Source organism: Microbacterium sp. No. 7 (genome assembly GCF_001314225.1).
Classification (GTDB): domain Bacteria; phylum Actinomycetota; class Actinomycetes; order Actinomycetales; family Microbacteriaceae; genus Microbacterium.
In genome coordinates, this window is sequence record NZ_CP012697.1 from 668,943 (window position 1) to 693,437 (window position 24,495).

Here is a 24,495-nt window from a genome sequence, read left to right on the forward strand (position 1 = left end):
GCGCGCGCAGCTTGACTCCGAGGAGGCTGAGACGATCGGCTGCGCGGTCCCGTCCATCGCGCAAGGCCGGGTCACGCGCATTCGCACCGTGGGGCATGGTCCCGTCGGGATATCGGGGTCATGGCGGGTAGTCTTCGTCCCGAGCGGCAGGACCTTTGCGTCCCTTACGAGAGTCGCGCGCGGTTCTCTGCACGCTGTTGGAGCCGGTCGAGCCGCCAGGTCGGAACGTTGCTCATCGCATTGTGCATCAGCGTGAAGAGCGCACCGGTGTGCGTCATCGTGTGGATGACGCGGGTCGTCTCTCCCCGTGGATGGAGGTTCCATTGCCCGGTCTCGGTACTGCCCGCGACTTCCAGCTGCCAGACGACGTGCTCCGGCGTCGCGCGGGTGTAGGTGAGGGTGGCGCGGCCGGGGATGCGTGTGGAGACGGGGTAGGGGAGACCGATCCTTGCGACGATGTCCGGGGTGCCGGTGCTGTTCAGGGCGGGGTTCCAGTCGGCGAGTTCGGCGATGTTGAGGATGATGCCGGCGATGGCTTGCGGGTCGGCGTAGATGTCGCGTTGTGCGGTGAGGGCGTTCATCGGGTTGCTTTCCGTCTGGTCTGTGGATGAGGGAATGCGAGGTCGGCGAGCCGCGCGAGGTCTACCGATGCCTCGGTGAGGCCGGCGCGAGCACGCGACCGATCTCCGACCACCTCCTCGATCGGGGCGAAACAGGTTCTGTGCAACCGACCCGATCGCGGGCGGTTCCTTCGTCACGGGCCTCCTCTTCCGCTCGTGAGTCGATAGATTAAATGGTATGTCATCTAATGATACGACACTGGAGTGATGAGAAAGGGCTATCTATTTCTGATGAAGGCAGGAGCTTGAAAGGTGTCATGTCATGCATATCCTGGATGAGGATTGATATGGTGGTCATCAGGCATGCGCTTGCGGTCGGTGGCTCATCATCGAATCTGCGGCCCTGTCGTATCGAGACCTAGGGAGCCGGCACGGATGCTCGACACTCACCCCGCCCGCGTGAGCGCGCAGGAACTGCGCTATGCGATCCTCGCGGCGCAACGTGAAGGCAACAGGCAGCTCGCGCTCGCGCTTGCTCCGCTGGAAGTCACGCCTTCGCAGGCCGAGGTGATCCTGGTGCTCGGTGAATACGGCCCGACGACCCTCAAAGGTTTGGGTGGATTGCTGGTGTGCGAGACCGGCAGTCCTAGCAGGCTCGTCGACTCCCTCGTCAAACGTGACCTGGTCGACCGCATCGACAACCCGATGGATCGACGGCAGATCCTGCTGCAGCTCACCAAAGAGGGACGCAGGCTCCGGCCCCAGATCGAAGCCGCTGAAGCGGCCATTGATCAGAGTCTTCGCGACGCGTTCGGCGACGAGCTTCTCCGCGATATCGTGCAGCGCATGCGTGCGTTCCTCGTCGGCAGCAACGCCGGCGCCGCCCTTGCTCGCCGCTTCAACCGCGACTGACGCACGCGCTTGAACGACGCACAGTACGGAGAGGGCGGCGGCCTTGCTCCGCGGTGTTGATTCGCTGATCGAACCTCCGGCCGCTCCGGCGCGTCGCCCGGTGCAGGCGCAAGCGAAGCCGGATGCCGGGATCGGTGACCGACGACCTCGTTCACCTGTCGAGGTCCAAAGGCTCTTGCCACCCCCCATCGCAGGCCGAGTCGGACAAGCCCGGGCGGAACGAGAACGGCATCCGCCAGGATCGATCTCATGGCATCCACTTTCACGCTCGTGACCGAGTGCCCGGTCGGCGCTGCCGCCATGTTCGACGCCTCCCTCGACATCGACCTGCACGTCGCGTCGATGGGCCCCTCGCACGAGCGGGCGATCGGCGGGGTGACCGCGGGGCGGATCGGGCTCGGGCAGACGGTGACGTGGCGTGCGCGGCACTTCGGCGTCTGGTTCACCATGACCTCGAAGATCACGGCGCTCGATCGCCCGCATCGCTTCGTCGATCGACAGGTGCGGGGGCCGTTTCGCACCTTCGTCCACGAGCACCGGTTCGACGACGCAGCCGGCGGCTGCCGAATGACCGACACCGTCACGGTGTCCTCTCCCGTGTTCGGGGTCGTCGCCGAGCGCCTCGTGCTCGTCCCCTACCTGCGACGGCTCCTGCGGCAACGCAACCTGACGCTCCTCCGCTCCGCCGGGTAGGTCAGCGGCAGGCCGCCCGCGGAGCGCGCGAGACGGCCCCGCGCCTCAGGCGAGGTCGCGCTTCTGCATCAGGATGCCGCTGACGCCGCCGGCCAGGATGATCCACGCCGCGAGCACGACGACGGCAGCTCCGGGCGTGGTGGCGGCAACCATCGCCGGAACCGTCTGCTGGCCGGCGGGAGCCAGCGCTGCGGCGAGCGACGATGCCGCTCCCGTCGGCAGGAGGCCTTGCAGGGTCTCCAGGGCCGGGACCGACGGTGCGAGCATGCCGATGAGCAGCGCCTCGACACCGAGCATCCATCCCACGGCGATGGCGATCGCGGCGATCGCGGCGCGGGTGGCGACACCGAGGGCGAAGCCGATGGCGATGAACGCGAGGGCGGCGATCCAGACCACCGTCGCCGCGACGGCCAGATCGGCCAGCGGCGGGAACGCGATCTCCCGTTGCGCGGCGATCGCGATGCCGATGCTGGAGACGACGCTGGTCAGCATCGTGACGAGCGCCGCGACGGCGGAGACGGCGACAAGGCTCGTCAGGCGGGCCGTGAGCAACGGCGTGCGGTCCGGGAAGCGGGCGGCGATCGTGCGGATGGTGCCGCGCGCATAGTCGGACGCTCCGAGGATCGCGCCGAGGATCGCGAACTGCGGGGCCCCGTAGAGGGGCAGCGACGCGAGCACGTAGAACGAGGTGCCCGAGGGGAGCAGGGCGTCCACCAGCTGGCGCTGCTGCTCGGGCGTGTACCAGTCGGCGCCGACGGTCGAGAGGTAGCTCACGAGGTAGGCGAAGACGGCGATGCACGCGGCCCACACGCCGAGCGAGATCCACGGGGCGAGCCGCCGGCGGCTGAGGAGGAGCTCGCCGCGCAGGGCGCTGGCGAATCCCGGGGGTCGCGGCGTCGCGGGGGCGAGGACGGCGGACGGCGTGCTCATCGGTGTGCTCCTTCGGCTATCGGGGCGGCGCGCGAGACGAGGTCGAAGAAGGCCGCCTCCAGCGTGCCGCCGACCTCGGTGAGCGAGCTCACGCGAACGCCCGCGCCGACGAGCATCCTGTTGAGGTCGTGCGGCTCGATGGTCTCGCCCAGGTCGATGCGAAGCTGTCGGTCCAGCGTGTCGACGATCGCGAGGCCCGCGTCGCGCACCACCGCGGTCGCGGCGTCGGGGTCGTCCACGACGACCTCGGCAGACCGGCGGGCCCGGAGCCGGTGCCGCAGCTCATCGATGCTGCCTTCCGCGACGAGCCGTCCGGCGGCGAGGACGCCGACGCGATCGGCCACCTGCTCGACCTCGCCGAGAAGGTGGCTGGAGAGCAGCACCGCGCATCCCTCGTCTCGCAGCCCGCGCACGATGTCGCGCACCCCCGCGATCGCCTCGGGATCGAGGCCGTTCGTCGGCTCGTCCAACACGACGACGGCGGGATCGCCGAGCAGGGCGGCACCGATGCCGAGCCGCTGCTTCATCCCGAGCGAGTAGTGACGGAACGGCCGACGGCTGTCCCGGCCCCTCAGCCCCACCCGTTCGAGGGCGCGATCCGCGGACGAAGGGTCGATGCCCCAGTATGCGCACAGCAGCGTCAGGTTCCGACGCCCGGAGAGCGAGGGGTAGAACGCGGGGGCCTCGATCAGCGAGCCGGCGATCGTGCGCGACTCCGGGATGCCGACGCGAACGCTGCCGTTCGTCGGTGCCACGAGCCCGGTCAGCGTGCGCAGGAGCGTGGTCTTTCCGGCGCCGTTCGGGCCGACCAGTCCGTACACCTCGCCGGCCGCGACGTGCATCGTGACGTCGACGAGCACGCGGGCGCCGCCTCGATACGCCTTGCTGACCTCCCGTGCGTCGATCAGCGTCGGCTGCGGATTCTCCTTCACGACGACACCTCTTCCGTCTCCCTGCATCTCGCAAACTTTCTATCACAAAGTAGCGTGTGTCAGAAAGCTCTATGTGATAGAAACAAAACATGAGCGACAGCGAGCACGACGGCGATCCATCGGCGATCCTGCGGGCGATCGACGATGAGCAGCGGCAGGCCCAACGTGCCCTGAGCCCGAATCCCGTGCTGCTGTACACGACGTGGGGCGTCGCGTGGATCGTGGGGTTCCTCGCGTTCTACGCGACCTTCGTCCCGGCCGAGCGGCCCGTCCTGCCCTTCGCCGCCGGTGCGGCGATCGGCGCTGCGGTGCTCGTGGGCGCGATCGTCTTGTCGGCCGTGCACTCGGCGCGCCGGGGCGCCGGGTCGCGCGGGCCGTCCATGGTGCAGGGCGCGATCTACGGCAACGCCTTCGGCGTCGCGTTCACGCTCATGGGCCTGCTGGGATGGCGCCTCATGAGCGCGGGCGTCTCGGTCGAGACGATGCTGTCGTACTGGCTCGCCGCGTCCTGCCTCGTCGTCGGCATCCTCATCGTCGTCGGCGCGGCGATGTGGAACGACAGGTCGCAGCTGATCTTCGGATGCTGGACTCTGGCCGTCGGATTCGTCTCGCTCGCCGTGGCGCCCCCGCACAACCTCCTGGTGGGAGTGGTCGGCGGTGTCGGGTTCCTCGTGCTGGCGGTGCTCGAGGTCGTGCGCCCTCGGCTCACCTCGGGGCAGATCGCGAGAGCGACCGATGGATGAGCTCGACCCCGTCATCCACGTGCAGGCGAGGCTCCGCATCGTCGCCATCCTCGACACCTTCGGTCCTGGCGATGAGCTCTCGTTCCCGCGTCTCCAGACCTTGCTCGGCGTGACGTCGGGGAACCTCGCGACGCACCTGCGGAAGCTCGAAGACAGCGGGTACGTGCGCGTGCGCAAGGTGCTCGAAGGACGCAGCCCTGTCACCTACATCGGACTGACCGAAGACGGACGCACGGCCTTTCGCGTGTACAAGAGGGATCTCCGGGCCTTCCTGGAGGAGCCGCTGTGAGGGTCGCCTTCGTTCCCGAGGGCGGATGGCGTTCCCGAGGGTGGATATCGCGGCATCCCTCCTCGGGAAGGTGCGATCTCCTCGGGAAGGAACGCCGCCGCGCGGCGGATCGCATCGGCCGCGGGCGAGAGGCATCCCGCATCCCTGCCGGCCGGATCGGGCACAATACAGGGACCGACACGTCGACGTGAGGATGCCGATGAAGATCGACCGTCTGGACCATCTCGTGCTCACCGTCGCGGACATCCCGACGACCGTCGCGTTCTACGCGACCGTCCTCGGGATGACCCCGCACACGTACGCGGGCACGCGCACGGCCCTGCTGTTCGGGCCCCACAAGATCAACCTGCATCAGGCCGACGAGGTCATCCTGCCGCGGGCCGCCCACCCCGCTCCCGGCAGCGCCGACGTGTGCCTCGTCGTCGACGGCGACCTCTCCGACGTGGAGGCGGAGCTGCACGCGCACGGCGTCCCGATCGTGGAGGGCCCCGTCGCGCGCCAGGGCGCCCAGGGGCCCATGCGGAGCGTCTACGTGCGCGACCCCGACGGCAACCTCGTGGAGCTCAGCAGCTACGGGTGACGACCTGTGCGCCGTGCAGGACAATCTGCACGCAGCGGGCTGAGGGGCGGGCGACGCGCGCGGGATCGCCCATCCGTCCTGCACGGCGCACGGTCTACGCGGTGGCGGTAGCGCCGGCGAGTGCCCCGCGCGCCGACGGCGTCAGCGCGTGCCGCGGGGGAGCGTGGAGATCTCGGAGTCGTACACGCGCACCCAGTCGACGAGCATCTCGGCGGGGAACGGGGTCGTCGCGTCGGGGGAGCCGGGCCAGTTGCCGCCGACGGCGAGGTTCAGCAGCAGGTGCTGGGGGTTGTCGAAGGCCCACTGCTCGCCGGGACGCAGCGAGCTGCGTGCGACCGTGAGGTAGGAGACGTCGTCGACGAAGAACTCGATCTTGTCCGCCGACCACTCGATCGCGTACACGTGCCACTGGTTCGCGAACGTCGTCGCGCCGATGTCGGCGGCCCGCAGATCGGCCGACCGGTTCCAGCGCCCGCCGTTGCCGCGCGCCGCGTGCACGCCCGCGTGCGCGACCGCCGCGTCGCCGAGCAGCTCGACGATGTCGATCTCGCCGACCGTCGGCCAGCCCGTCGTCCAGTGGCCCGCGCCGAGCGTCCAGAACGCCGACCACAGGCCCTGGCCCGCGGGCACCTTGATGCGCGACTCGATGCGCCCGTAGCGGAAGACCTTCACGGTCTCGATGCGCGCCGACGTGTACGCCGCCGTGTTGCCGCGCGGGTCGGTGTAGTTCTCCTTGCGGGCGACGATGTGCAGGATGCCGTCGCGGTCGACGTACAGGTTCTGCGTGCGCGGCGTGTAGGCCTGCAGCTCGTTGTTGCCCCACCCGCCCGCGAGGTGGTCGATGTGCCACTCCGTCGTGCGCACGCCGGAGCCGGAGGTCGGCGGGGCGAACTCCTCCGCCCAGACGAGCCCGTTCGTGCCGACGGCCGGGCCGCTCGCGGCCTCCGCGGACAGGGAGGCGCAGCTGCCGCCGGCCAGGGTGACGGCCGTCATGACGACGACGGCGAGAAGGCGGCGTCCCGGGGCGGAGCATGCGCCGGACGTCGTGGATGAGAGGGGGGAGATCATCTTCGGCGACCCATCTTCGGTTGTCTTTAGGGTAGCCTAAACATCATCGTCGGATGTTGCCAGCACGGCGCGCCGACAATTCGGCGGATGACGTCGTCGCACGTGCAGCGCTCCGCGAGTACCCGGCTCCGAGAGCGCGCCGCCCCGAAAACCACCCTGGGGGTTCTATCCGATGACGACCCTGCGTGTCCCCGCGATCGTCGAGCGTGTGCGCGCCGGCCGTGCCCGTCTGCCGAAGGCGCGCACCCTGTCGAAGGCGCTGGAGGCCAACGCGCTGGTGCTGGCGCTCTCCTCGGCGGCGACCGGTGCGCTCGGGTTCGTCTTCTGGGTCGTCGCGGAGCAGTGCTTCCCGACCGCGGTCGTCGGCCGGGCGTCCGCCGTGATCAACTCCGCGACGATGCTCTCGACGCTCAGCGGCCTCGCGCTCGGCGGGATGTACGAGCGCTTCCTGCCCCTCGCCGGCCGGCGCGCGCCGCGGCTCGTCCTGTTCGGGCTGCTCGGCACGACCGTGCTGGGCGCGGGCGCGGGCGTCGTGTTCGTGCTCGTCGGTCCCGCCGGCAGCCTGTTCGCCGATCCCGCCGAGGCGGTCGTCTTCCCGCTGACGGTGGCGGTGCTGACCTGCTATGCGCTGCTCGACCCGATCCTCATCGGCGCGCAGCGGCCGCGCGCGGTCGCGGTGAAGAACATCGGCCTGTCGATCCTCAAGATCGCGCCCCTGCCGCTGCTCGCCGCGTCGGGCTCGGCGCTCGCGGTCACGGGCAGCTGGACGGCCCTCGCGTTCGCCGTGAGCGCCGTCGCGGCCGTCGTCGTGCTGCGCGCCGTGCGCGGGCGCGGCATCTCACGGCTGCCGTCGCTCGGACTGCTCGCGCGGCATCACGCGAGCGTGGTCGCGATCATGCTCATGCACGTCGTCGCGCCGCTCGCCGTGCCGCTGATCGTGCTCGAGCACCTCGGCGCCGAGGCGGCCGCGCACTTCAACATCGCCTGGATCATGGTGTCGGCCGTCGGTCTCGCGCTCTCGGCGATCATCCCGTCGTACGTGGTCGAGGCGTCGGCGCACCCCGAGCGCCGCGCCGACCTCACCCGCCGCATCATCGCGCTGCAGGTGCGGGTCGCGGTGCCGCTGCTGATCGCGTTCGCGCTGCTGGGCCCGCTCGTGCTGCAGCTCGTCGGCCCGGGATACTCGGCATCGTCGGGATACCTGCTGTGCATGGCCGCCGCCCTGCTGCTGCAGCAGATCCTGCTGCTCTACGGCGCCTTCGCGCGCATCCTCGGACGGCTGCGGCTGCTCGTCGTCATGCAGTGCATCGGCATGGTCGGCACGGTCGCGGGCGCCGTGCTGCTGATCGGGCCGTTCGGCCTCACGGGCGTGGGCGTCGGCATCATCGTCACCGACGTGATCGCGTTCGCGGTCGTCGCCGTGCCGATGATCCAGATGACGCGGGCGATGCTCAGCAGCGACGGCGCCCAGGGCCGGTACGAGACGCCGCCGCACGGGACACCGCCGAACGGGGCGGCCGCGCGCGAGACGGAGCACACCCCCGCATGACGCGCTCCCGCACCGCGCCCCGGCGCATCGCCTTCGCCGCCGACTGCCTCGACGTGCTCGGCGGCGTGCAGCGCGTCGTTCGCGAGCTCTCCGACGGGCTCGCGCAGCGCGGCCACGACGTCACGCATCTCGGCCTCTATCCCGCGCCGGCGCCCGTGCCGTGGGCCGTGCGCCCCGACCTCGTCGTGCACCCCGCGGACCCCGGCCCGATGTACTCGCCGACGACGCCGTGGCGGCGCGCGAAGCTCACCGTGCGCGGCCAGCGCGCCGGCGTCCGCGCCTTCGACGAGGGCTCGCGGCGCCTCGTGTCGTGGCTGCGCGAGCGCCCCGGCTCCCTGGTCGTCGCGACGCAGCTGCGCAGCGCGGAATACCTGATCCGCGGCGGATTCCCGGCCGAGCGGATCGTCGCGCAGTACCACGACGCGCACCACGCCGCCGTGACCGAGCGCGACGTCGACCGGCTGCGTCGCGTGTCGCGCCGGGTCGCGCGCGTGCTCGTGCTGACCGAGGAGGATGCCGCGGCCTTCCGCGCCGACGGCGTCGAGCGGGTCGGGCACCTGCGCAATCCCGTCGACGTCTCCGCGCTCGACCGGCTGGACCTCGACCGCGACGCACGCGGTGCGGGCGCGTCCCGCGAGCGCGTCGTCGCGATGGGCGTGCGGCTCGAGCGGCAGAAGGCGGTCGACGTGGCGATCCGCGCGTGGGCCGAGGTCGCCCCCGCGCATCCGGGGTGGGAGCTGCGCGTCTACGGCGACGGCTCCCTGCGCGGCGAGCTGCAGCGGCTCATCGACCGCACGGGCGCGCCCGCCCGCCTCATGGGCGCGACGGGCGACTTCGCGGGCGTGCTCGCCGCGGCATCCGTGCACGTGCTCAGCTCCGCGCACGAGGGGATGGGGCTCGTGATCGCCGAGGCGATGTGCGCGGGAACCCCCACCGTCACGACCGACAGCGGACCCGGCGTGCGCGAGCTCGTGCGCCCGGGGGAGACGGGGCTGCTCGTGCCCGTGGGCGACGTGCCCGCCTTCGCGGCCGCGCTGCACCGCCTGGTCGGCGACGCCGAGCTGCGGGGCGGCATCGCACGCCGCGCCGCCGCGCACGTGCGCGCGTGGGAGCGCGACGCCGTCGTCGACGAGTGGGAGGCGCTGCTCGACGGCCTGGACGCCCCGGCCGCGAGCGGCACGGGCCGCGCCGAGCGGGCCGTCGCATGACCTCCGCCGACGTCGCGATCCTCGGCGCGGGCCCCGCGGGCCTGTTCCTCGCGCGCATGCTCTCGCTGCAGGGCCGCCGCGTCGTGGTGCTCGAGCGCGCCGCGCGCGAGCGATGCCTCACACGCGTGCGCGCGGCGATCCTCGAGCATCCCACCCGCGTCGTGATGGACGAGCTCGGCGTGGGCGACCGCATCGCGCGCGAGGGCGAGGCGCACAGCGGCTTCTACGTGCGGCACGAGGGCGTCACACACCGCTTCGACTTCGCGTCGCTGCTCGGCCGGCACGCGTGGCTCTATCCGCAGCACGAGGTCGTGCGCGACCTCGTCGAGGCGCTCGAGCGCGACGGCGTCGACCTGCGCTTCGAGACCGAGGTCACGGACATCGCCGACGGCGCGGAGTCGATCGTCGTGACGGCGCAGACGGCGGACGGCCCCGTGCGCGTCGAGGCCGCCTACGCCGCCGCGTGCGACGGCCGGCACGGCGCGGGCCGCGCCGCCGCGCTCGCGGGCGACACCGACGTCCGCGCGTACCACCGCGCCCTGCCGCACGCGTGGCTCGGCATCCTCGCGCGCACCGCCCCCGATCCCGACGAGGGCATGTACGCCATGCACCCGCGCGGCATGAGCCTGCACAGCATGCGCGGGCCGCGGATCACGCGGCAGTACCTGCAGGTGCCCGCCGGCACGCGGCTCGACGACTGGCCCGACGAACGCATCTGGGCCGAGCTGCGGCTGCGCAGCGCGAGCCTCGACCACCCGCCGCTCGCGACCGGCGAGATCTTCGACCGCTCCGTCATCCCCCTGAGCGCCACGGTGCTGGAGCCGATGCGGCGCGGACGGCTCTTCCTCGTCGGCGACGCCGCCCATCTCATGCCGCCCACCGGCGCGAAGGGGCTCAACCTCGCCGTGTCGGATGCCGGGGTGCTCTCCGCCGCGGTGCAGGCGGCCCTGGGGCACGGCGACACGTCGCTGCTCGACGCGTACAGCGCGACGGCGCTCGCCCGCGTGTGGGAGTCGGAGTCGTTCTCGTGGGAGATGACCGAGCTGCTGCACACGCTCGACGACGATCCGTTCTCGTGGCGGCTGCGGTCGGCGCGGCTGCGCCGGCTCGTGGGCGACGTCGACGCGCAGCGCGCGCTCGGCGCCGTGTACCTCGGCACGCCGTTCCCCGCGTCGTGGCGTTACACGCCCGGGAGCACGCCGTGAGCGGCCAGGCGCGTCGGCAGCGCCCGGGCGATGCCGAAGCGCTCGCGCAGCACGCGCGCGGCCTCGGCGGGCGACAGGTCGCGCCGCACGGTGCCATCGGTGAGCCGCCAGGCGAGACCGGCGTGTGCAGGGGTGAGCCGCCAGGCGAGACCGGCGTGTGCGGGGGCGAGCCGTCGGGCGAGACCGGGGTCGGCGGGCACGCCGGAGAGCGTCGTCGTGCGCTCGCCGATCGCGAGCGAGCACACGATCGACCGCTGGAACCGCGAGCCCGGGTCGGTGCTGTGCCAGCGTGCGGCATCCGCGAAGTCGGAGAGCGCGCGCGACCTCGGGTCGACGACGTATCCGCGTTCGGGCGAGGTGCCGACGCGCTCGCCGGCGCCGACCGGCGCCGTGACGATCGCGGGGCCGCCGAACCCGACGTCGACGTGCAGCACGGCGTCGTCGAGCGTGACGCGCAGGGCGAGGTGGCCGAGGGGGATGCCGAGCGTCATGGCGCCGCCGGCGTGCTGCTCGACGCGCGCGCCCAGCAGGTCGACCTGCGCCCCGCACTGCTCCAGCAGCCAGCCGAAGCTCGCGTTGAGCTCGTAGCAGATGCCGCCCTCGCGGCGGTCGACCACGCCCGCGAGCATCGTGCCGGCATCCAGGATCACCTCTCCCGGCGCGTCGTCGGCGTGCAGTCGCAGGTTCTCGAACGGCACGCGCGCCGCGTGCGCGTGCGCCCAGCGGGTGACCGTCGCGACGTCGAGCCGCGGCGGCCGGTCGGCGACGCGCAGGCGCGACAGGTAGCGGGCGACGAGTTCTCGGCTCACGCTGACATCCTTTCGACTGACATAGGTAAGGCTACCCTGTGCTAAGATGCATGTATCCGAGCGTGGACACGCCGCTTCCCGATCTCTCGCGGCACCGTCCCGGCCCGGTCAGGGTCTTGCCGGAACGCCGCAGGACCGAGGCTTCGCAAGACATCGTTCGAAGGGTACGTGGATGACCGCTGCATACTCGGGCCGAACCGCCATCGTGAGCGGGGGCTCGCCCGGCAAGGCGATCCGTCTGTCGCGCCTCCTCTCCGGGCGCGGGCGCAGCGTCTTCGTGCCGCTCGACCACTCGGTCACGCTGGGCCCCATCGCCGGCGGGGTGTCCACCTCGGCGCTCGTGAGCACCTTCGCGACCGCGGGCGTCAACGCCGTGATCGTGCACAAGGGGCGCGTGCGCACGATCGACCCCGCGCTGTTCACCCGGCTCGCCCTCATCGTGCACGTCTCGGCCGGCACGCGGCACCACGCCGACAACGACTCGAAGGTGCTCGTCGGCGACGTCGACGACGCCGTGCGCTACGGCGCCGACGCCGTGAGCGTGCACGTCAACGTCGGCTCGGCGAACGAGCCCGCGCAGCTGCGCGACCTCGCCGCCGTCGCGCAGCGCTGCGACGCGCTCGGCATGCCCCTGCTCGCGATGATGTACGCGCGCCGCGCCGACCTGCCCGAGGACCAGAGCGCCGAGACGCTCGCGCACCTCTCCGCGATCGCGGTCGACCTCGGCGCCGACCTGGTGAAGCTCTCGTACCCGGGCAGCTCCGAGGCGCTCAGCGTCGTCGTCGGCGCCACGCCCATCCCCGTCCTCATCGCCGGCGGCAGTGTCGAGCCCTCGGTCGAGGCCAACCGCGAGCGCGCGCACGAGGTCTTCGCCGCGGGCGCCGCGGGCGTGTGCTTCGGCCGCAGCGTGTTCGAGTCCGACGACCCGCTGCGCGTCGCGAGCACCCTCGTCTCGTGCGCCGAGAGCTACCCGCTCGGCCCGTCACTTCCCTCCTCGCTGACCGAGCTCACCCGACCCGGGGCGACGTCGGCGAACCCGATCGACAGGAGAATCCCCGCCTGATGGACGACATCATCGTCACCGACAAGGTCATCCCGCTCGCGCCCGCCGCGGCGGCCGATGCCCGCTTCGAGCACTTCGCCTGGCTCGACCTGCGCGGCGTGCGCGCCGACCAGCGCGTCGCCTACGTCGACGCCGCGATCCACCATCGCGTCGAGGGCATCGTCTCCGACGACGCCGAGCTGCTCGCGACCCTGCCGCCCACGGTGCGCCGCATCCTCGCGGTCTCGTCGCCCGCCGACGAGATCCCGGAGTCGGGCATCGACCTGGTGCTCACGCCCTCCGGCATCCTCGACGAGGTGACCGTGCCCGCCGACGCCGATCGCGCCGTGCACGTCGTGGTCTCCGACGCCGAGACGCTCGAGGTCGCGTGCCAGGCCGTGCGGCGCGTGCCGTGGACGCTGCTCACCTTCACCGACCCGACCAAGATCCCGCTGGAGATCGTGATCGCGGCGGCGGAGAACTCCGGCGGCCGCACGGTGACCGTCGTGAGCGACATCACCGACGCCGAGATCGTCGCGATCGTGCTCGAGCACGGCTCCGACGGCCTGCTGCTCGCGCCGCGGTCGCTCGAGGAGATCGCGCTGCTGCAGCAGGTCATCACCCCGCAGCAGCAGCACCTGCTGCTGGAGGAGTTCGTCGTCGAGGAGGTCGAGCACATCGGTATGGGCGAGCGCGCCTGCATCGACACGTGCTCGCTTCTCGAGCAGGACGAAGGATGCCTCATCGGCTCGTTCGCGTCGGGATTCTTCCTCTCGTGCTCCGAGACCCACCCGCTGCCCTACATGCCCACGCGTCCGTTCCGCTGGAACGCCGGCGCGGTGCACTCCTACGTGCTCGGCCCCGACAACCGCACCCGCTACGTCTCGGAGCTGCGCGCGGGCCACCCGATCCTCGCGGTGCGCACCGACGGCTCGGTGCGCGAGGTGCGCATCGGCCGCGTCAAGATCGAGCGCCGCCCGCTCATCTCGATCACGGCCGCGACGCAGGACGGCAAGCGCGTGAACATCATCGCGCAGGACGACTGGCACGTGCGCCTGCTCGGCCCCGGCGCGACCGTGAACAACGTCACGGAGCTGACGCCCGGCGACCGCCTGCTGGGCTACGTGCCGGCCGAGTCGCGTCACGTCGGCCTGCCGATCTCCGAATACTGCATCGAACGATGACGCCGGCGTCCGTCGCGGCGCGTCACGGTGATCAGGCCCGGAGCGAGCCGGTGCAGGGCGATGACGAGTCGCAGCGGCCCGCGTTCGTGCCGCTGCGGGTCCCCGGGGAGTGGACGTCGGTGACGCACCGGCTGCGGCACGTCGCCGCGGCGCTGCCCGAGGCGCTCGCGCTCACGGGGCCCGACGGGCGGCTGACGTACGGGCGGCTGCTGGCGCGCGTCGACGGCTGGGGGGCCGCGATCGCGCGCCAGGAACGGCATCGCGCGCACGAGGGGGCGCCGATCGCCGTCGTGATGGACGGCACGGTCGCCGCGGTGTGCGCCTTCCTCGCCGTCCTGGCGGCGGGGCGCATGGCGATGCCGATCGACCCGACGTTCCCCGACGAGCGCGTGCACGCCCTGCTCGACCGCGCGGGGGCGCGGCTGCTCGACGTGTCGGCGCTGCCGGCGGATGCGGCATCCGTGCCGGAGCAGGCGGGGTCGGGAGTGCCGGTGCCGGGGGAGCCCCTGCCGGAGACGCCGGTGCCGGGGGCGTCGGCGACGAGCCCGGCGGACGGTGGCGTCAATGAGGACACGCCGGCCGCCGTCATCTTCACCTCGGGCTCGACGGGCGCGCCCAAGGGGTGCGTGCACGACCACGGGGCGTGGCTGCACCAGGCCTACATCGGGCGGATGACGCACGATCAGGCGCCCGGCGTGCGCAACGCGATGGTGCTGCCGCTGAGCTTCGGCGGCGGCCTCGACATCGTCTTCTGCGCCCTGCTCAACGGCGCGAGCCTGCACGTGCGCGACGTGCGGCTCACGGGCCTCGCGGGCATGCCGCAGTGGCTGGCCGACGAGGGCGTCACGCACCTGCACGCGACGCCGTCGCTGCTCACCGCGATCATCGACGACGCACCGCCGCCCGCGCTGCCGGCACCCGTGCGCCTGACGACGGCGGGCGGGGAGCCCGTGCCGTGGTCGCTCGTGCGGCGCGTGCGCGACGCGGCCGAGGGGCCCGTGTCGTTCTGCGTGCTCTCGGGCGCGTCGGAGATCGGCTCGCTCGCCTTCCTGCGCGTCGAGCCCGACGAGGACGCCGACCGCGAGGGCTTCCTGCCCGTCGGCGGCATCGTGCCGAACAAGTCGGTCGAGATCGTCGACGACGAGGGCCGCCCGGTCCCCGACGGGGAGAGCGGACGGCTGCGGGTCACGGCGCGGTACCTCTCCAGCGGCTACTTCGACGACCCGGCGCGCACCGACGAGGCGTTCGAGGTCTCGCCCGACGGCGTCTGGACCTACCACGCCGCCGATCTCGCGCGCTGGGAGGCGCCCGGCGTCCTGCGCCTCATGGGTCGCGCCGACCAGGCGATGAAGGTGGGCGGCTATCTCGTCGCGCCCCTGGAGGTCGAGGCGGCGATCCTCGCGGCGGCGCCCGTCGTCGAGGCAGTCGTCACGACGGTGGATGCCGGTGGCCGGCAGCGCCTCGTCGCCCACGTCGTGCCCGCGCAGACCGACCGTCCGCTCATCGAGGCCGCGCTGCGCCGTCGTCTGCGCGAGCTGCTCCCCGCGTGGATGGTGCCCAGCCGCATCGTCATGATGCCGGCGCTCCCGCGCAACGAGCGCGGCAAGGTGAGCCGTGGCGACCTGCCGACGCCGCCCGCGCTGCCGGTGCTCGAGCCGCGCACGCCGGCGGAGCGGCTGCTCGCGACGATCTGGCAGTCGGTGCTGGGCCTCGACGCCGTCTCGGTCGACGCCGACTTCTGGGCGCTCGGCGCCGACTCGCTGGCCGTCGCCGAGATGCTCGCGCAGGTCGAGACCGCGACGGGCCGCAGCCTCGACTCCGCCGCGCTCGTCGCGGCGCCGACCATCGCGGAGCTCGCGCAGGTGATCGACGCGGGACGGGGCGGATCGCGGGCGACGGGCCGAGGCTCGCGGGTCGCGGGCCGGGGGCCGCGGGCGAAGGGCGAGGGGTCGCGGGCGGGGGGCGAACGCGACCTGCCCGGCTCCGCGGCGCGGCTGCCCGGCACCGCCGTGCGGCTCCGCAGGGGCGACCACCCCGCGCGCCTGCACGTCTTCGCGGGCGGGGGCGCGCCCGCCCTCGCGCTGCTGCCGCTCGTGACCGCGCTGCGCGCCGACGTCGAGACGATCGGCTACCAGGCCGCCGGCTACGAGCGCCGCGGTCCGGTCGACCGGACGCTGAACGCCGTGCTGCGCCGGCACCTCGGGGTCATCACGCGCACCGGACCCGAGACGCCGCTCGTGCTCGCGGGGCACTCGTACGGCGGCATCCTCGCCCTGGAGTGCGCCGCGATCCTGCGCGAGCGCGGCTACGACGTGCGTCTCGTCGCGGTGCTCGACTCGATCGTCTCCGACCGGTTCCTCGACCGCGCCGTCGGGCCCGGTCATCGCCCCGCCGACCTGCCCGGGTCGCCGCGCGGCATCGCTCCGCCGTGGGGCGAGCGCATGCGCACGCACGCGCGTCAGGTCACGGCCGGGTGGACGCGGCATCCGCAGCGGCTGCAGAACGCCGTGTTCTGGGAGCAGAGCCTGCGGCTGTTCAACCGGCACCGCCCGCACCGGTGGGAGGCGCCGACCGTCGTCTTCACGGCCCCCGACAACCCCAACGACCTCACGTGGTGGGGCGAGCTGCTCGCCGGCCCGCACGAGGTCGTGCCCGTCGCCGGCGGTCACACCTCGATCCTGCGGCCGCCGTTCGACCGGCCCGTCGTCGACCGGCTCGACGCCGAGCTCGCCCGCATCGCGCAGGGCTCCGCGCCGCGCGGCTGAGCCCGACCGGAGGACTGGCCCGGCTCCGCGTTCAGGAGCGTCATGGGAACCGGTTGTTAGACTCGGGCTTTCGCCGAAGAAGAGGAACACGACGGGGTATGGACGCGACCGGACGGGGCAGGGTCAAGACGACCATCGCGTATCTGAGGCGCAAGATCGTGTCGGGCGAATGGCCGGTCGGATCGAAGATCCCGACCGAGCCGGAGCTCATGGAGATGCTGGGCGTCGGCCGCACGACCGTGCGCGAGGCGGTGCGGTCGCTCGCGACGCTCGGGCTGCTCGAGCCCGCTGTCAGCCGCGGCACGTTCGTGCGCTCGCGGCTCCCCACGAGCGACATGCTCGCCGACTTCGTCTCGGAGTTCCCGGTGCACGAGATCCTCGGATTCCGCCGCGCGCTCGAGATCGAGGCCTGCCAGCTGGCCGCGCGCAACCGCACCGAGGCGCACATCGAGGCGCTGCGGGCCGCGCACGAGCGCGACCTGGCGGGGGATGCCGGCACGCCGATGCGCTGGGAGCGCGGCCGCACGCCCGGCCAGTTCCACCAGCTGCTCATCGAGGCGACCGGGAACTCCCTGATGGTGGGGCTGTACGCGGGCGTCATGGCGGGCCTGCGCACCGCGATCAACAAGGGCGAGGTGGTCTACGGCGCGGGCGTCGAGACGCGCCGCGCCGACCACGCGGCCATCCTCGAGGCGATCATCGCGGGCGACCCGATCGCGGCCGTGCACGCCGCCGCGGACCACGCCGAGCACGACCTCATCGCCGCCCCCGCCGACGACGACTCCGGCGACGAGACCATCGCCGTCGCGACGGGCGCCACCACCGTCTGACCCGGCCTCCACCGGCCGATGCCGGACCGGCCCGCACCGCCCGGCGCCGGCCGCGCCCGGGTCAGCGCTGGCACTGCGGGCACCAGAAGACGATGCGCTCCTCGGTGGGGGTCGCGCCGAGGTCGGTGCGGCGGATGGGCGTGCCGCAGCGCAGGCAGGGCCGGCGCTCCCGGCGATAGACCCAGTTGCGCCGGCCGGGGCGGGTGTCGCCCGTGAAGGTGCGCTGCACCTGGTCGCGGCCCGCGCGGATCATCCGCGCGCCCGTCTCGAGCAGGCCGGGCGCGTCGACCTCCGTCGCGGGCGTCGTGGGGAGGATGCCGCGCACGAACAGCAGCTCGTTGGCGTACTCGTTGCCGAAGCCGGCGACGTTGCGCTGATCGAGCAGCGCGACGTGGATCGGCCGCGGGTCGGCGCCGAGGCGGCGCGCGGCCTCGGCGGCGTCCCAGTCGGGGCCGAGCGGATCGGGGCCGAGGTGGCCGACGACGCGATCCTCGTCGGCCGTCGGCAGCACCTCGACCATCGCGAGGTCGAAGCCCACGGCATCCGCCCTTCCCGTCGAGACGATCGCGCGCGCGGTGTGGCCGGGGCGTCGCCAGCGCTCGCCGGGACGATAGACGTGCCAGACGCCCTCCATGCGCAGGTGCGAGTGCAGGGTCTGGTCGCCGATGCGCACGAGCAGGTGCTTTCCGCGCGCGACGACCTCGTGCACGGTCTCGCCCGTGAGGTCGGCGGCGGCGCTGCCGGGTACGCGGATGTCGAAGCGCGTGACGGTCTGTCCCGCGAGCGCGGCGTGCAGCCGCTGCGCCGCGCGCCAGACGGTGTCGCCCTCGGGCATGGTCGTGCTCCCGTGTTCGCGGGCCGGTTCGGCCTTCCGGCCGACACTACTCCGTTCGACTGCGGTCGGCTCCGGGGAGTTGTGCGCGAGGGGCAGGCTAGGCTAACCTCACTAATTGCGCCCGCGAGCCCCCGATTCGCCGGCCTGCTCGTGAGCCCCGGACGGACGCGTCCGTGTGGGCTCGGAGTGTCGACCCGACTGAAACCTTCAGTCTGACGAAAGGTTTTCGCGCGTGCCCAAGACCACACGACGCCTCACCGTCCACCCCATGAGCCTGCGCGAGGTCGAGGTCACGCGCATCGAGGACATCACCCCGGGGCTGCGCCGCGTCGTGCTCGGCGGCGACGAGCTGGGCGCCTTCACGTCGTCGAACGGGCTGCCGCAGCCGGCCTTCCGCAGCGACGGCTTCGACGACGCCATCCGTCTCGTCTTTCCCTACCCGGGTCGCACCGATCCCGTGCTGCCGACGCAGGAGCCCGGTCACGTCGACTGGCCGAAGAGCCCCCGCGCGCTCTCGAAGGTCTACACCGTGCGCGAGTGGGACCAGCGGAGCGGCGAGCTGACGGTCGACTTCGTCAAGCACGGCACGGGAGTCGCGACCACCTGGGCGTACCGCGCGTCGACGGGCGACCGCGTGCACCTCGTGAGCCCGCCCGCGAGCGCCGCGCTGCCCGTCGCCGACTGGCTGCTGGTCGTCGGCGACGACACGGCGCTGCCCGCGATCGCCCGCCTGCTCGACGAGCTGCCGGACGACGCCCGCGCGCAGGTGTTCATCGAGATCTCGCTCGCCGAGCACCGCATCCCGCTGCGCGAGCTGCCCGGCGTCGAGGTGACGTGGCTCGTGCGCGACGGCCTGCCCGCCGGGACGACGACGCTGCTGACGGATGCCGTGCGCGCCGCCGACTGGTGGGAGGGCGACCCGTTCGCCTGGATCGCGGGCGAGTCGACGCAGGTCAAGCTGGTCCGCCGTCACCTGGTCGAGGACCGCGGGCTCGCGAAGGACGTCATCGACTTCACCGGCTACTGGCGGCTCGGCGAGGTCATCACGCTCGAGGACGACCCCGCGGTGCCCGACCCCGAGCGCAACGAGGAGGCGTTCGAGAAGCTGCACGAGCTCGCCGAGCTCGCACCGCCGCTCGCGATCCGCGCGGCCGTCGACCTGGGGCTGCCCGAGCTCATCTCGCGCGGCGTCACGGGCGTCGGCGAGCTCGCGAAGCAGTCCTCGTGCGACCCCGTCGGCGTGCAGAAGCTGCTGCGCTACCTGCACGCGCTCGAGCTGCTCGAGGAGACCGTGCCGGGCCACTACGCGCTGACGGACGCCGGGGACTACCTCGTCGACGACTTCGTGCTCGACGTGCTGCAGCGCGACGGCTACTTCGCCCGGCGCTCGCTCGCCTTCCACGGCATCGAGCACTCCGTGCGCACCGGAGGCGAGAGCTACACCTCCGTCACCGGCCAGAGCTACGCCGACCTGAGCGCCGAGCCCTGGTACGAGGACCGCGCGCTGGAGCAGATCTCCGACTTCGGCCGCTATCTCGCCGAGCCGCTCGCGCAGTCGCCGACCGTGCAGGGATTCCCGACCGTCACGGTGCGGTCGGAGGGCGCCGGCGTCATGGCATCCGCGATCGTCGCCGCGGTGCCCGAGGCCCGCGTCACGATCGCCGACCTGCCCTCGCGCGTCGCGTGGTTCCGCGGCGACCTCGCCACGAGCGTCGCCGACGAGGAGCACCTGTCGCGCATCGACTTCGTGGAGCGGTCGCTGTTCGAGACGGCGCCCGCGACGGATGCCGTGCTCATCGTCAAGGAGCTCGGCCGGCACCGCCACGACGACGCCGTCCACGTGCTGCGCCGCGCCGCCGCCGGGCTCACCGACGGGGGCGCGCTGCTCGTCGTCGAGGACATCCTCAAGACCGACGAGCTCGACGAGCACGAGGTCGAGGCCGACCTGCAGATGTTCACGCTGTACGGCACCGGCATCCGCACCGAGGAGGAGCTGCTCGCGCTCTTCGCCGACGCCGGCCTTCGGGTGCACTCCGAGGAGCCCGTCGGCTGGGGATTCCGCATGTTCCGCGTCGTCCCCGTCTGAAGCCGGCCCCGTCTGACCGCACGGCCCGCCTGACCGCACGGCCCGACCCCCACCCCGCACACACACAGCACACAGAAGGAACACCGCATGACACGCACGCACACCGCCCGTCGCGCCACCGCGTTCGCCGGGCTCGCGCTCGGCGCCGCGCTCGCCCTCACCGCCTGCGGCTCGAGCACGCCCGCGTCCGGCGACGAGGCCGCCGCCGACGGCACGAGCAGCGCCGCCGCGACCGAGGGCTTCCCCGTCACGCTCGACACCGCCTACGGCGAGATCACCGTCGACGAGAAGCCGCAGAAGATCGTCGCGCTCAGCGCCAGCTATGTCGACGCCCTCGCCGCGATGGGCGTCGAGACGGTCGCGTTCAGCGCGGGCGTCGCCGACGAGGCCGCGTTCGCCGCGTCGTTCCCGTGGCTCGAGGGCGTCGCGACGGGCCCGATGGACCCCGCGCTCGTCAACGCGGAGTACCAGCCCGTGCTCGAGGCGATCGCGAAGTACGACCCCGACCTGATCCTCGCCAACACGTGGCAGGTCGACGAGGACCTCTACACGCAGATCTCCTCGATCGCCCCGACGTTCGTCGGCGTCACCCTCGGCAACAACGACTGGAACGTGACCCTCGACGCGATCGGCGAGCTGATCGGCGAGCCGGATGCCGCCGACGCCGCCGCCGCGAAGGTCGAGGAGGCGTACGCCGCGGCGAGCGCCGGGATGCCCGGCCTGGAGGGCAAGACCTACCAGTCGGTCGGCTATGACGGCACCAAGTTCTGGTTCGGCAACGGCAGCTGGCTCGACGGTTTCGGCCTCGTGCCCGCCGAGAACCAGGACAACACGCAGTCGGGCAACGGCACCAACGACATCTCGCTGGAGAACATCGACCAGCTGAGCGCCGACGTGCTGAGCATCTGGTTCTGGCAGTCGGACCCTGCGGTGCTCGGCGCCGACCCGCGCTACCAGCAGCTGCCCGCTGTGAAGAACGAAGCCGTGCTCGTGCCCGACCTGGCGCTCGCCAACGCGACGAACGGCGCCGGCCCGCTCAGCCTCGCCTGGGCGATCGACTGGGTGACCGAGCAGCTCTCGGGCACCGCGCTCGCGAAGGGCTGATCCCGACGTGACCGTCATCGGCCGGGAGGGGCCCGCCGCCCCTCCCGGCACCACGCCCTTCGAGACCGGGGTGCACGAGCAGCCCGGCGCCGCGCCGCGCGCCCCGCGCACGCGCCGCGCCGTCGGCCTCGCGATCGCCCTCGCGGCGCTCGTCGCGCTCATGCTGCTGAGCGTCGCCGTGGGCTCCAAGAACATCCCGCTCGACGGCGTGCTGCACGGCCTCTTCGCCTACACGGGCGAGGGCGACGACTTCGTGATCTGGGACCTGCGCGTGCCGCGCACCGTCACGGGCATCGTCGTCGGTGCGGCGCTCGGCCTCGCCGGCGCCCTCATCCAGGCGCTCACCCGCAACCCGCTCGCCGACCCCGGCATCCTGGGCGTCAACGCGGGCGCCATGCTCTTCGTCGCCCTCGGGGTCGCGGTGCTCGGCGTCTCCAGCATCCAGGGCTACATCTGGTTCGCGCTCGCCGGGGCGCTCCTCGTGACCGTCGCGGTCTTCGCGATCGGCGCGGCCGGCCGCAGCGGCGTCGATCCGCTGCGGCTCACGCTCGCCGGGATGGCGGTCGGCGCGGCGCTGCAGGGCGTCGTCACGGGACTCATGCTGCTCAACACCGAGGCGTTCAACACCATGCGCACGTGGAACGCGGGCACGCTCGTCGGCCGTGGCTTCGACGTGCTGCTGCCCGTGCTGCCGTTCCTGGGCGTCGGCGTGCTCATCGCCGCCGGTGTCGCCGCGTCGCTCAACGCGATCGCGCTCGGTGACGACCTCGCCCGCTCGCTCGGCATCCGCATCGGCCGGATCCGCGTGCTCACGGTCGTCGCCGTCACCCTGCTCGCCGGCGGCGCGACCGCGATCGCGGGGCCGATCGGCTTCGTCGGCCTCATGATCCCGCACATCGCCCGGTGGATCACCGGTCCCGACCAGCGCTGGATCCTCGCCTACACGCTCGTGCTCGCGCCCTCGCTCGTGCTCGCCTCCGACGTGCTCGGCCGGGTGGTCATGAGCCCCGGCGAGCTGCCCGTCGGCGTCGTCACCGCGTTCGTCGGCGCGCCCGTGCTCGTCGTGCTTGTGCGCCGCCGGAAGGCGAGCGGACTGTGAGCGTCGCCGCGCGGGATGCCGGTGTCGCATCCATCGACTTCGGCAGCGCACAGGTCGTGACCCGGGCCGGCGGCGTCGCGCTGCGCTGGCGGCGCCGCTCCCTCGTGACGGGCGCCGTGCTCGCCGCGCTCACCCTCGCCGTCGGCATCCTCTCGCTCATGATCGGGCAGTACCCGCTGTCGGTCGCGCAGGTGTGGGCCGCGCTCACCGGCGACCCGGAGGCCGGGTTCGCGAGCACCGTCGTGCTCGAATGGCGGCTGCCGCGCGCCGTCGCGGCGATCGTCTTCGGCGCTGCGCTCGGCATCGCCGGAGCGATCTTCCAGTCGCTCACCCGCAACCCGCTCGCGAGCCCCGACATCATCGGCTTCAGCACCGGGTCGTACACGGGCGCCCTCATCGTGATCATCCTGCTCGGCGGCGGCTACCTGCAGGTCGCGGCCGGCGCGCTCGTCGGCGGGCTCGCGACCGCGCTGCTCGTCTACCTCGTCGCCTGGCAGCGGGGCGTGCAGGGATTCCGGCTCATCATCGCCGGCATCGCGTTCAGCGCGATGCTGATGTCGGTCAACGTGTGGCTGCTCATGGTCAGCACGCAGGAGGTGGCGCTCAGCGCGACGGCGTGGGGCATCGGCTCGCTGAACGGCATGATCGGCGCGCAGGTCGCCGGGGCGTGCGCGGTCATCGCGCTGCTGTTCGTCGCGGCCGCGGTGTGCGCGCCCGGCCTGCGGCAGCTCGAGCTCGGCGACGACGCGGCGAAGGCGGGCGGCGTGCGCGTCGAGCCCCTGCGCCTCTCGCTCATCGTCATCGGCGTCGCCTTCACCGCGACGGTCACGGCCTCGGCCGGGCCGATCGCGTTCGTGGCGCTCGCCGCGCCGCAGATCGCCCGGCGGCTCGTGCGATCGCCCGGCGTCGCGCTCGTGCCCGCCGCGATCATGGGCGCCCTCATGCTGGCATCCGCCGACATCGTCGCGCAGCACCTGCTGACCCCGGGCCTGCCCGTCGGCGTGGTCACGGTCGTGATCGGCGGCGGGTATCTGGTGTGGCTGCTCGTGCGCGAGGCGCGAGGGCGGGGCTGAGGCTCGGATGGGCGGCGGAGTCTCGGATGGACGCTGGGTTTCGGATGGGTGGCTGAGGTTCGGATGGGTGCTGAGTTTCGGATGACAGGAGAGACCGCGATGACAGGTCGCACCGCGCGACTGCGCACCGACGACGCGACGCTCGGCTACGACGCCCGCACGATCAGCACGGGCCTGACCGTCGACATCCCCGACGGCTCGTTCACCGTGATCGTCGGGCCCAACGGCTGCGGGAAGTCGACGCTGCTGCGCGGCCTCGCGCGCCTCATCAAGCCCGCGGGCGGCACGGTGACCCTCGACGGGCGGCCGCTCGCGTCGTATCGCGCGAAGGATCTGGCGCGGCAGATCGCGCTGCTGCCGCAGAGCTCGATTGCCCCCGACGGCATCGGCGTCGCCGACCTCGTCGCCCGCGGACGCTTTCCGCACCAGAACCTCATCCGGCAGTGGACGCCGGCCGACGAGGCCGCCGTCGCCGAGGCGCTGCGCGCGACCGGGCTCACCGAGCTCTCCTCGCGTCCCGTGGCCGAGCTGTCGGGCGGGCAGCGGCAGCGCGTCTGGATCGCGATGGCGCTCGCCCAGGAGGCGCCGATCATGCTGCTCGACGAGCCGACGACCTATCTGGACATCGCGCACCAGATCGACCTGATGGAGCTGTTCACGCATCTGCATCGTGCGGGGCGCACGCTCGTCGCGGTGCTGCACGACCTGAACCAGGCCGCCCGGTTCGCGACGCACCTCATCGCGATGCGCGACGGACAGATCGTCGCCCAGGGGCCGCCCGCCGAGGTGCTCACGAGCGACCTCGTCGAGCGCGTCTTCGGTCTGCGCTGCATCGTCACCCCCGACCCCGTCACCGGGACCCCGCAGGTCGTGCCGCTGACCCGCACGTGCTGCGCCGGGTGCGAGGCCACCGGGGTGGATGCCGGGGCGCCCGCCGGCGCGCCCGTCGCTTAACTCAGGAGAACCGCGCGGAAAGCCCCGGTTCTCAGGCTCACCGGT

The 24,495-nt window shown here is 72.7% G+C and carries 23 protein-coding genes; 17 read left to right on the forward strand and 6 right to left on the reverse strand.

Going from position 1 to position 24,495, the window contains the following annotated elements:
* Positions 1-164 precede the first annotated feature (164 nt).
* Entirely contained in the window at positions 165-581 is a 417-nt protein-coding gene (locus tag AOA12_RS03010) for an SRPBCC family protein (protein WP_054679956.1), read from the reverse strand.
* Positions 582-995: 414 nt separating this feature from the next.
* Between AOA12_RS03010 and AOA12_RS03015 the strand changes: the two genes are divergently transcribed.
* Together AOA12_RS03015 and AOA12_RS03020 are read left to right on the forward strand one after the other, a co-directional pair.
* A complete protein-coding gene (locus tag AOA12_RS03015; RefSeq protein WP_054679960.1) occupies positions 996-1,472 on the forward strand; it encodes a MarR family winged helix-turn-helix transcriptional regulator in 477 nt (158 codons plus the stop codon).
* A 249-nt stretch (positions 1,473-1,721) separates the two neighbouring features.
* Complete coding sequence (locus tag AOA12_RS03020; RefSeq protein ID WP_054679963.1) at positions 1,722-2,165, forward strand: SRPBCC family protein; 444 nt, start codon at positions 1,722-1,724, stop codon at positions 2,163-2,165.
* 45 nt (positions 2,166-2,210) lie between these two features.
* Here AOA12_RS03020 and AOA12_RS03025 read toward each other — a convergent pair whose 3' ends face one another.
* Both AOA12_RS03025 and AOA12_RS03030 read right to left on the reverse strand, forming a co-directional pair.
* The gene (locus AOA12_RS03025; RefSeq protein ID WP_054679966.1) at positions 2,211-3,095 is read right to left on the reverse strand and encodes a hypothetical protein; all 885 of its coding nucleotides are present in this window, start codon (positions 3,093-3,095) and stop codon (positions 2,211-2,213) included.
* Positions 3,092-4,027 (reverse strand): ATP-binding cassette domain-containing protein, encoded by a 936-nt coding sequence (locus tag AOA12_RS03030; RefSeq protein ID WP_231637169.1) that lies wholly within the window; start codon positions 4,025-4,027, stop codon positions 3,092-3,094. Before AOA12_RS03030 ends, AOA12_RS03025 begins: the two co-directional genes overlap by 4 nt.
* Before the next feature lie 89 nt (positions 4,028-4,116).
* Here AOA12_RS03030 and AOA12_RS03035 point away from each other — a divergent pair, with 89 nt between their 5' ends.
* The 3 genes from AOA12_RS03035 (at position 4,117) to AOA12_RS03045 (ending at position 5,639) form a co-directional block, all read left to right on the forward strand.
* Complete coding sequence (locus AOA12_RS03035) at positions 4,117-4,770, forward strand: hypothetical protein (protein WP_054679969.1); 654 nt, start codon at positions 4,117-4,119, stop codon at positions 4,768-4,770.
* A complete protein-coding gene (locus AOA12_RS03040; RefSeq protein WP_054679972.1) occupies positions 4,763-5,059 on the forward strand; it encodes a transcriptional regulator in 297 nt (98 codons plus the stop codon). Before AOA12_RS03035 ends, AOA12_RS03040 begins: the two co-directional genes overlap by 8 nt.
* Before the next feature lie 199 nt (positions 5,060-5,258).
* Positions 5,259-5,639, forward strand: a complete 381-nt coding sequence (locus tag AOA12_RS03045; protein ID WP_054679975.1) for a VOC family protein — start codon at positions 5,259-5,261, stop codon at positions 5,637-5,639.
* Between the two features lie 141 nt (positions 5,640-5,780).
* Here the strand turns inward: AOA12_RS03045 and AOA12_RS03050 are convergent, their stop codons facing one another.
* The gene (locus AOA12_RS03050; protein WP_054679978.1) at positions 5,781-6,707 is read right to left on the reverse strand and encodes a glycoside hydrolase family 16 protein; all 927 of its coding nucleotides are present in this window, start codon (positions 6,705-6,707) and stop codon (positions 5,781-5,783) included.
* 172 nt (positions 6,708-6,879) lie between these two features.
* Here AOA12_RS03050 and AOA12_RS22940 point away from each other — a divergent pair, with 172 nt between their 5' ends.
* Genes AOA12_RS22940 through AOA12_RS03065 form a run of 3 tightly spaced genes read left to right on the forward strand, consistent with a single transcriptional unit; the run spans position 6,880 to position 10,669 of the window.
* Positions 6,880-8,256, forward strand: coding sequence for a lipopolysaccharide biosynthesis protein (locus AOA12_RS22940; RefSeq protein WP_054679981.1), 1,377 nt, complete (start codon positions 6,880-6,882; stop codon positions 8,254-8,256).
* Positions 8,253-9,464, forward strand: a complete 1,212-nt coding sequence (locus AOA12_RS22945; RefSeq protein ID WP_054679984.1) for a glycosyltransferase — start codon at positions 8,253-8,255, stop codon at positions 9,462-9,464. Before AOA12_RS22940 ends, AOA12_RS22945 begins: the two co-directional genes overlap by 4 nt.
* The gene (locus AOA12_RS03065; protein ID WP_054679988.1) at positions 9,461-10,669 is read left to right on the forward strand and encodes a 4-hydroxybenzoate 3-monooxygenase; all 1,209 of its coding nucleotides are present in this window, start codon (positions 9,461-9,463) and stop codon (positions 10,667-10,669) included. The genes AOA12_RS22945 and AOA12_RS03065 overlap by 4 nt, the downstream gene beginning before the upstream one ends.
* Here the strand turns inward: AOA12_RS03065 and AOA12_RS03070 are convergent.
* A complete protein-coding gene (locus AOA12_RS03070) occupies positions 10,645-11,478 on the reverse strand; it encodes an arylamine N-acetyltransferase family protein (RefSeq protein ID WP_054679991.1) in 834 nt (277 codons plus the stop codon). The genes AOA12_RS03065 and AOA12_RS03070 overlap by 25 nt on opposite strands.
* Positions 11,479-11,650: 172 nt before the next feature.
* Here AOA12_RS03070 and AOA12_RS03075 point away from each other — a divergent pair, with 172 nt between their 5' ends.
* The 4 genes from AOA12_RS03075 (at position 11,651) to AOA12_RS03090 (ending at position 17,299) form a co-directional block, all read left to right on the forward strand.
* Entirely contained in the window at positions 11,651-12,541 is an 891-nt protein-coding gene (locus AOA12_RS03075; RefSeq protein ID WP_082405885.1) for a 2-amino-3,7-dideoxy-D-threo-hept-6-ulosonate synthase, read from the forward strand.
* Positions 12,541-13,704, forward strand: coding sequence for a 3-dehydroquinate synthase II family protein (locus tag AOA12_RS03080; RefSeq protein ID WP_054679994.1), 1,164 nt, complete (start codon positions 12,541-12,543; stop codon positions 13,702-13,704). Before AOA12_RS03075 ends, AOA12_RS03080 begins: the two co-directional genes overlap by 1 nt.
* Positions 13,701-16,469, forward strand: coding sequence for an alpha/beta fold hydrolase (locus AOA12_RS03085; RefSeq protein WP_054679997.1), 2,769 nt, complete (start codon positions 13,701-13,703; stop codon positions 16,467-16,469). The genes AOA12_RS03080 and AOA12_RS03085 overlap by 4 nt, the downstream gene beginning before the upstream one ends.
* A 98-nt stretch (positions 16,470-16,567) precedes the next feature.
* Entirely contained in the window at positions 16,568-17,299 is a 732-nt protein-coding gene (locus tag AOA12_RS03090; RefSeq protein ID WP_054680000.1) for a FadR/GntR family transcriptional regulator, read from the forward strand.
* 61 nt (positions 17,300-17,360) lie between these two features.
* On the opposite strand, the gene AOA12_RS03095 is transcribed toward AOA12_RS03090, so the two are convergent.
* The gene (locus AOA12_RS03095; protein ID WP_054680005.1) at positions 17,361-18,134 is read right to left on the reverse strand and encodes a DNA-formamidopyrimidine glycosylase family protein; all 774 of its coding nucleotides are present in this window, start codon (positions 18,132-18,134) and stop codon (positions 17,361-17,363) included.
* 232 nt (positions 18,135-18,366) lie between these two features.
* Between AOA12_RS03095 and AOA12_RS03100 the strand changes: the two genes are divergently transcribed.
* The 5 genes from AOA12_RS03100 to AOA12_RS03120 all read left to right on the forward strand — a co-directional run bounded on the left by AOA12_RS03100 (position 18,367) and on the right by AOA12_RS03120 (position 24,450).
* Positions 18,367-20,220 carry a siderophore-interacting protein gene (locus tag AOA12_RS03100; protein ID WP_054680008.1) on the forward strand — a complete coding sequence of 618 codons (1,854 nt, stop codon included), beginning with the start codon at positions 18,367-18,369 and terminating at the stop codon, positions 20,218-20,220.
* Positions 20,221-20,307: 87 nt separating this feature from the next.
* A complete protein-coding gene (locus AOA12_RS03105) occupies positions 20,308-21,324 on the forward strand; it encodes an ABC transporter substrate-binding protein (protein ID WP_054680011.1) in 1,017 nt (338 codons plus the stop codon).
* 16 nt (positions 21,325-21,340) lie between these two features.
* Positions 21,341-22,423: a FecCD family ABC transporter permease gene (locus tag AOA12_RS03110; RefSeq protein WP_442922282.1), complete on the forward strand. Its 1,083-nt coding sequence runs from the start codon at positions 21,341-21,343 to the stop codon at positions 22,421-22,423.
* The gene (locus tag AOA12_RS03115; protein ID WP_054680014.1) at positions 22,420-23,496 is read left to right on the forward strand and encodes a FecCD family ABC transporter permease; all 1,077 of its coding nucleotides are present in this window, start codon (positions 22,420-22,422) and stop codon (positions 23,494-23,496) included. The genes AOA12_RS03110 and AOA12_RS03115 overlap by 4 nt, the downstream gene beginning before the upstream one ends.
* Positions 23,497-23,595: 99 nt before the next feature.
* Entirely contained in the window at positions 23,596-24,450 is an 855-nt protein-coding gene (locus tag AOA12_RS03120; RefSeq protein WP_156366367.1) for an ABC transporter ATP-binding protein, read from the forward strand.
* The last annotated feature ends 45 nt before the right edge of the window (positions 24,451-24,495 follow it).

Excerpts from the sequence above, each read along its gene's own strand:
- AOA12_RS03120 (WP_156366367.1), top strand. The coding sequence starts at position 23,596 with ATGACAGGTCGCACCGCGCGACTGCGCACCGACGACGCGACGCTCGGC.
- AOA12_RS03075 (WP_082405885.1), top strand. The coding sequence starts at position 11,651 with ATGACCGCTGCATACTCGGGCCGAACCGCCATCGTGAGCGGGGGCTCG.
- AOA12_RS03045 (WP_054679975.1), top strand. The coding sequence starts at position 5,259 with ATGAAGATCGACCGTCTGGACCATCTCGTGCTCACCGTCGCGGACATC.
- AOA12_RS22945 (WP_054679984.1), top strand. The coding sequence starts at position 8,253 with ATGACGCGCTCCCGCACCGCGCCCCGGCGCATCGCCTTCGCCGCCGAC.
- AOA12_RS03040 (WP_054679972.1), top strand. The coding sequence starts at position 4,763 with ATGGATGAGCTCGACCCCGTCATCCACGTGCAGGCGAGGCTCCGCATC.
- AOA12_RS03105 (WP_054680011.1), top strand. The coding sequence starts at position 20,308 with ATGACACGCACGCACACCGCCCGTCGCGCCACCGCGTTCGCCGGGCTC.
- AOA12_RS03025 (WP_054679966.1), bottom strand. The coding sequence starts at position 3,095 with ATGAGCACGCCGTCCGCCGTCCTCGCCCCCGCGACGCCGCGACCCCCG.
- AOA12_RS03090 (WP_054680000.1), top strand. The coding sequence starts at position 16,568 with ATGGACGCGACCGGACGGGGCAGGGTCAAGACGACCATCGCGTATCTG.
- AOA12_RS03085 (WP_054679997.1), top strand. The coding sequence starts at position 13,701 with ATGACGCCGGCGTCCGTCGCGGCGCGTCACGGTGATCAGGCCCGGAGC.
- AOA12_RS03095 (WP_054680005.1), bottom strand. The coding sequence starts at position 18,134 with ATGCCCGAGGGCGACACCGTCTGGCGCGCGGCGCAGCGGCTGCACGCC.
- AOA12_RS03015 (WP_054679960.1), top strand. The coding sequence starts at position 996 with ATGCTCGACACTCACCCCGCCCGCGTGAGCGCGCAGGAACTGCGCTAT.
- AOA12_RS03080 (WP_054679994.1), top strand. The coding sequence starts at position 12,541 with ATGGACGACATCATCGTCACCGACAAGGTCATCCCGCTCGCGCCCGCC.
- AOA12_RS03050 (WP_054679978.1), bottom strand. The coding sequence starts at position 6,707 with ATGATCTCCCCCCTCTCATCCACGACGTCCGGCGCATGCTCCGCCCCG.
- AOA12_RS03065 (WP_054679988.1), top strand. The coding sequence starts at position 9,461 with ATGACCTCCGCCGACGTCGCGATCCTCGGCGCGGGCCCCGCGGGCCTG.
- AOA12_RS03035 (WP_054679969.1), top strand. The coding sequence starts at position 4,117 with ATGAGCGACAGCGAGCACGACGGCGATCCATCGGCGATCCTGCGGGCG.
- AOA12_RS22940 (WP_054679981.1), top strand. The coding sequence starts at position 6,880 with ATGACGACCCTGCGTGTCCCCGCGATCGTCGAGCGTGTGCGCGCCGGC.
- AOA12_RS03020 (WP_054679963.1), top strand. The coding sequence starts at position 1,722 with ATGGCATCCACTTTCACGCTCGTGACCGAGTGCCCGGTCGGCGCTGCC.
- AOA12_RS03010 (WP_054679956.1), bottom strand. The coding sequence starts at position 581 with ATGAACGCCCTCACCGCACAACGCGACATCTACGCCGACCCGCAAGCC.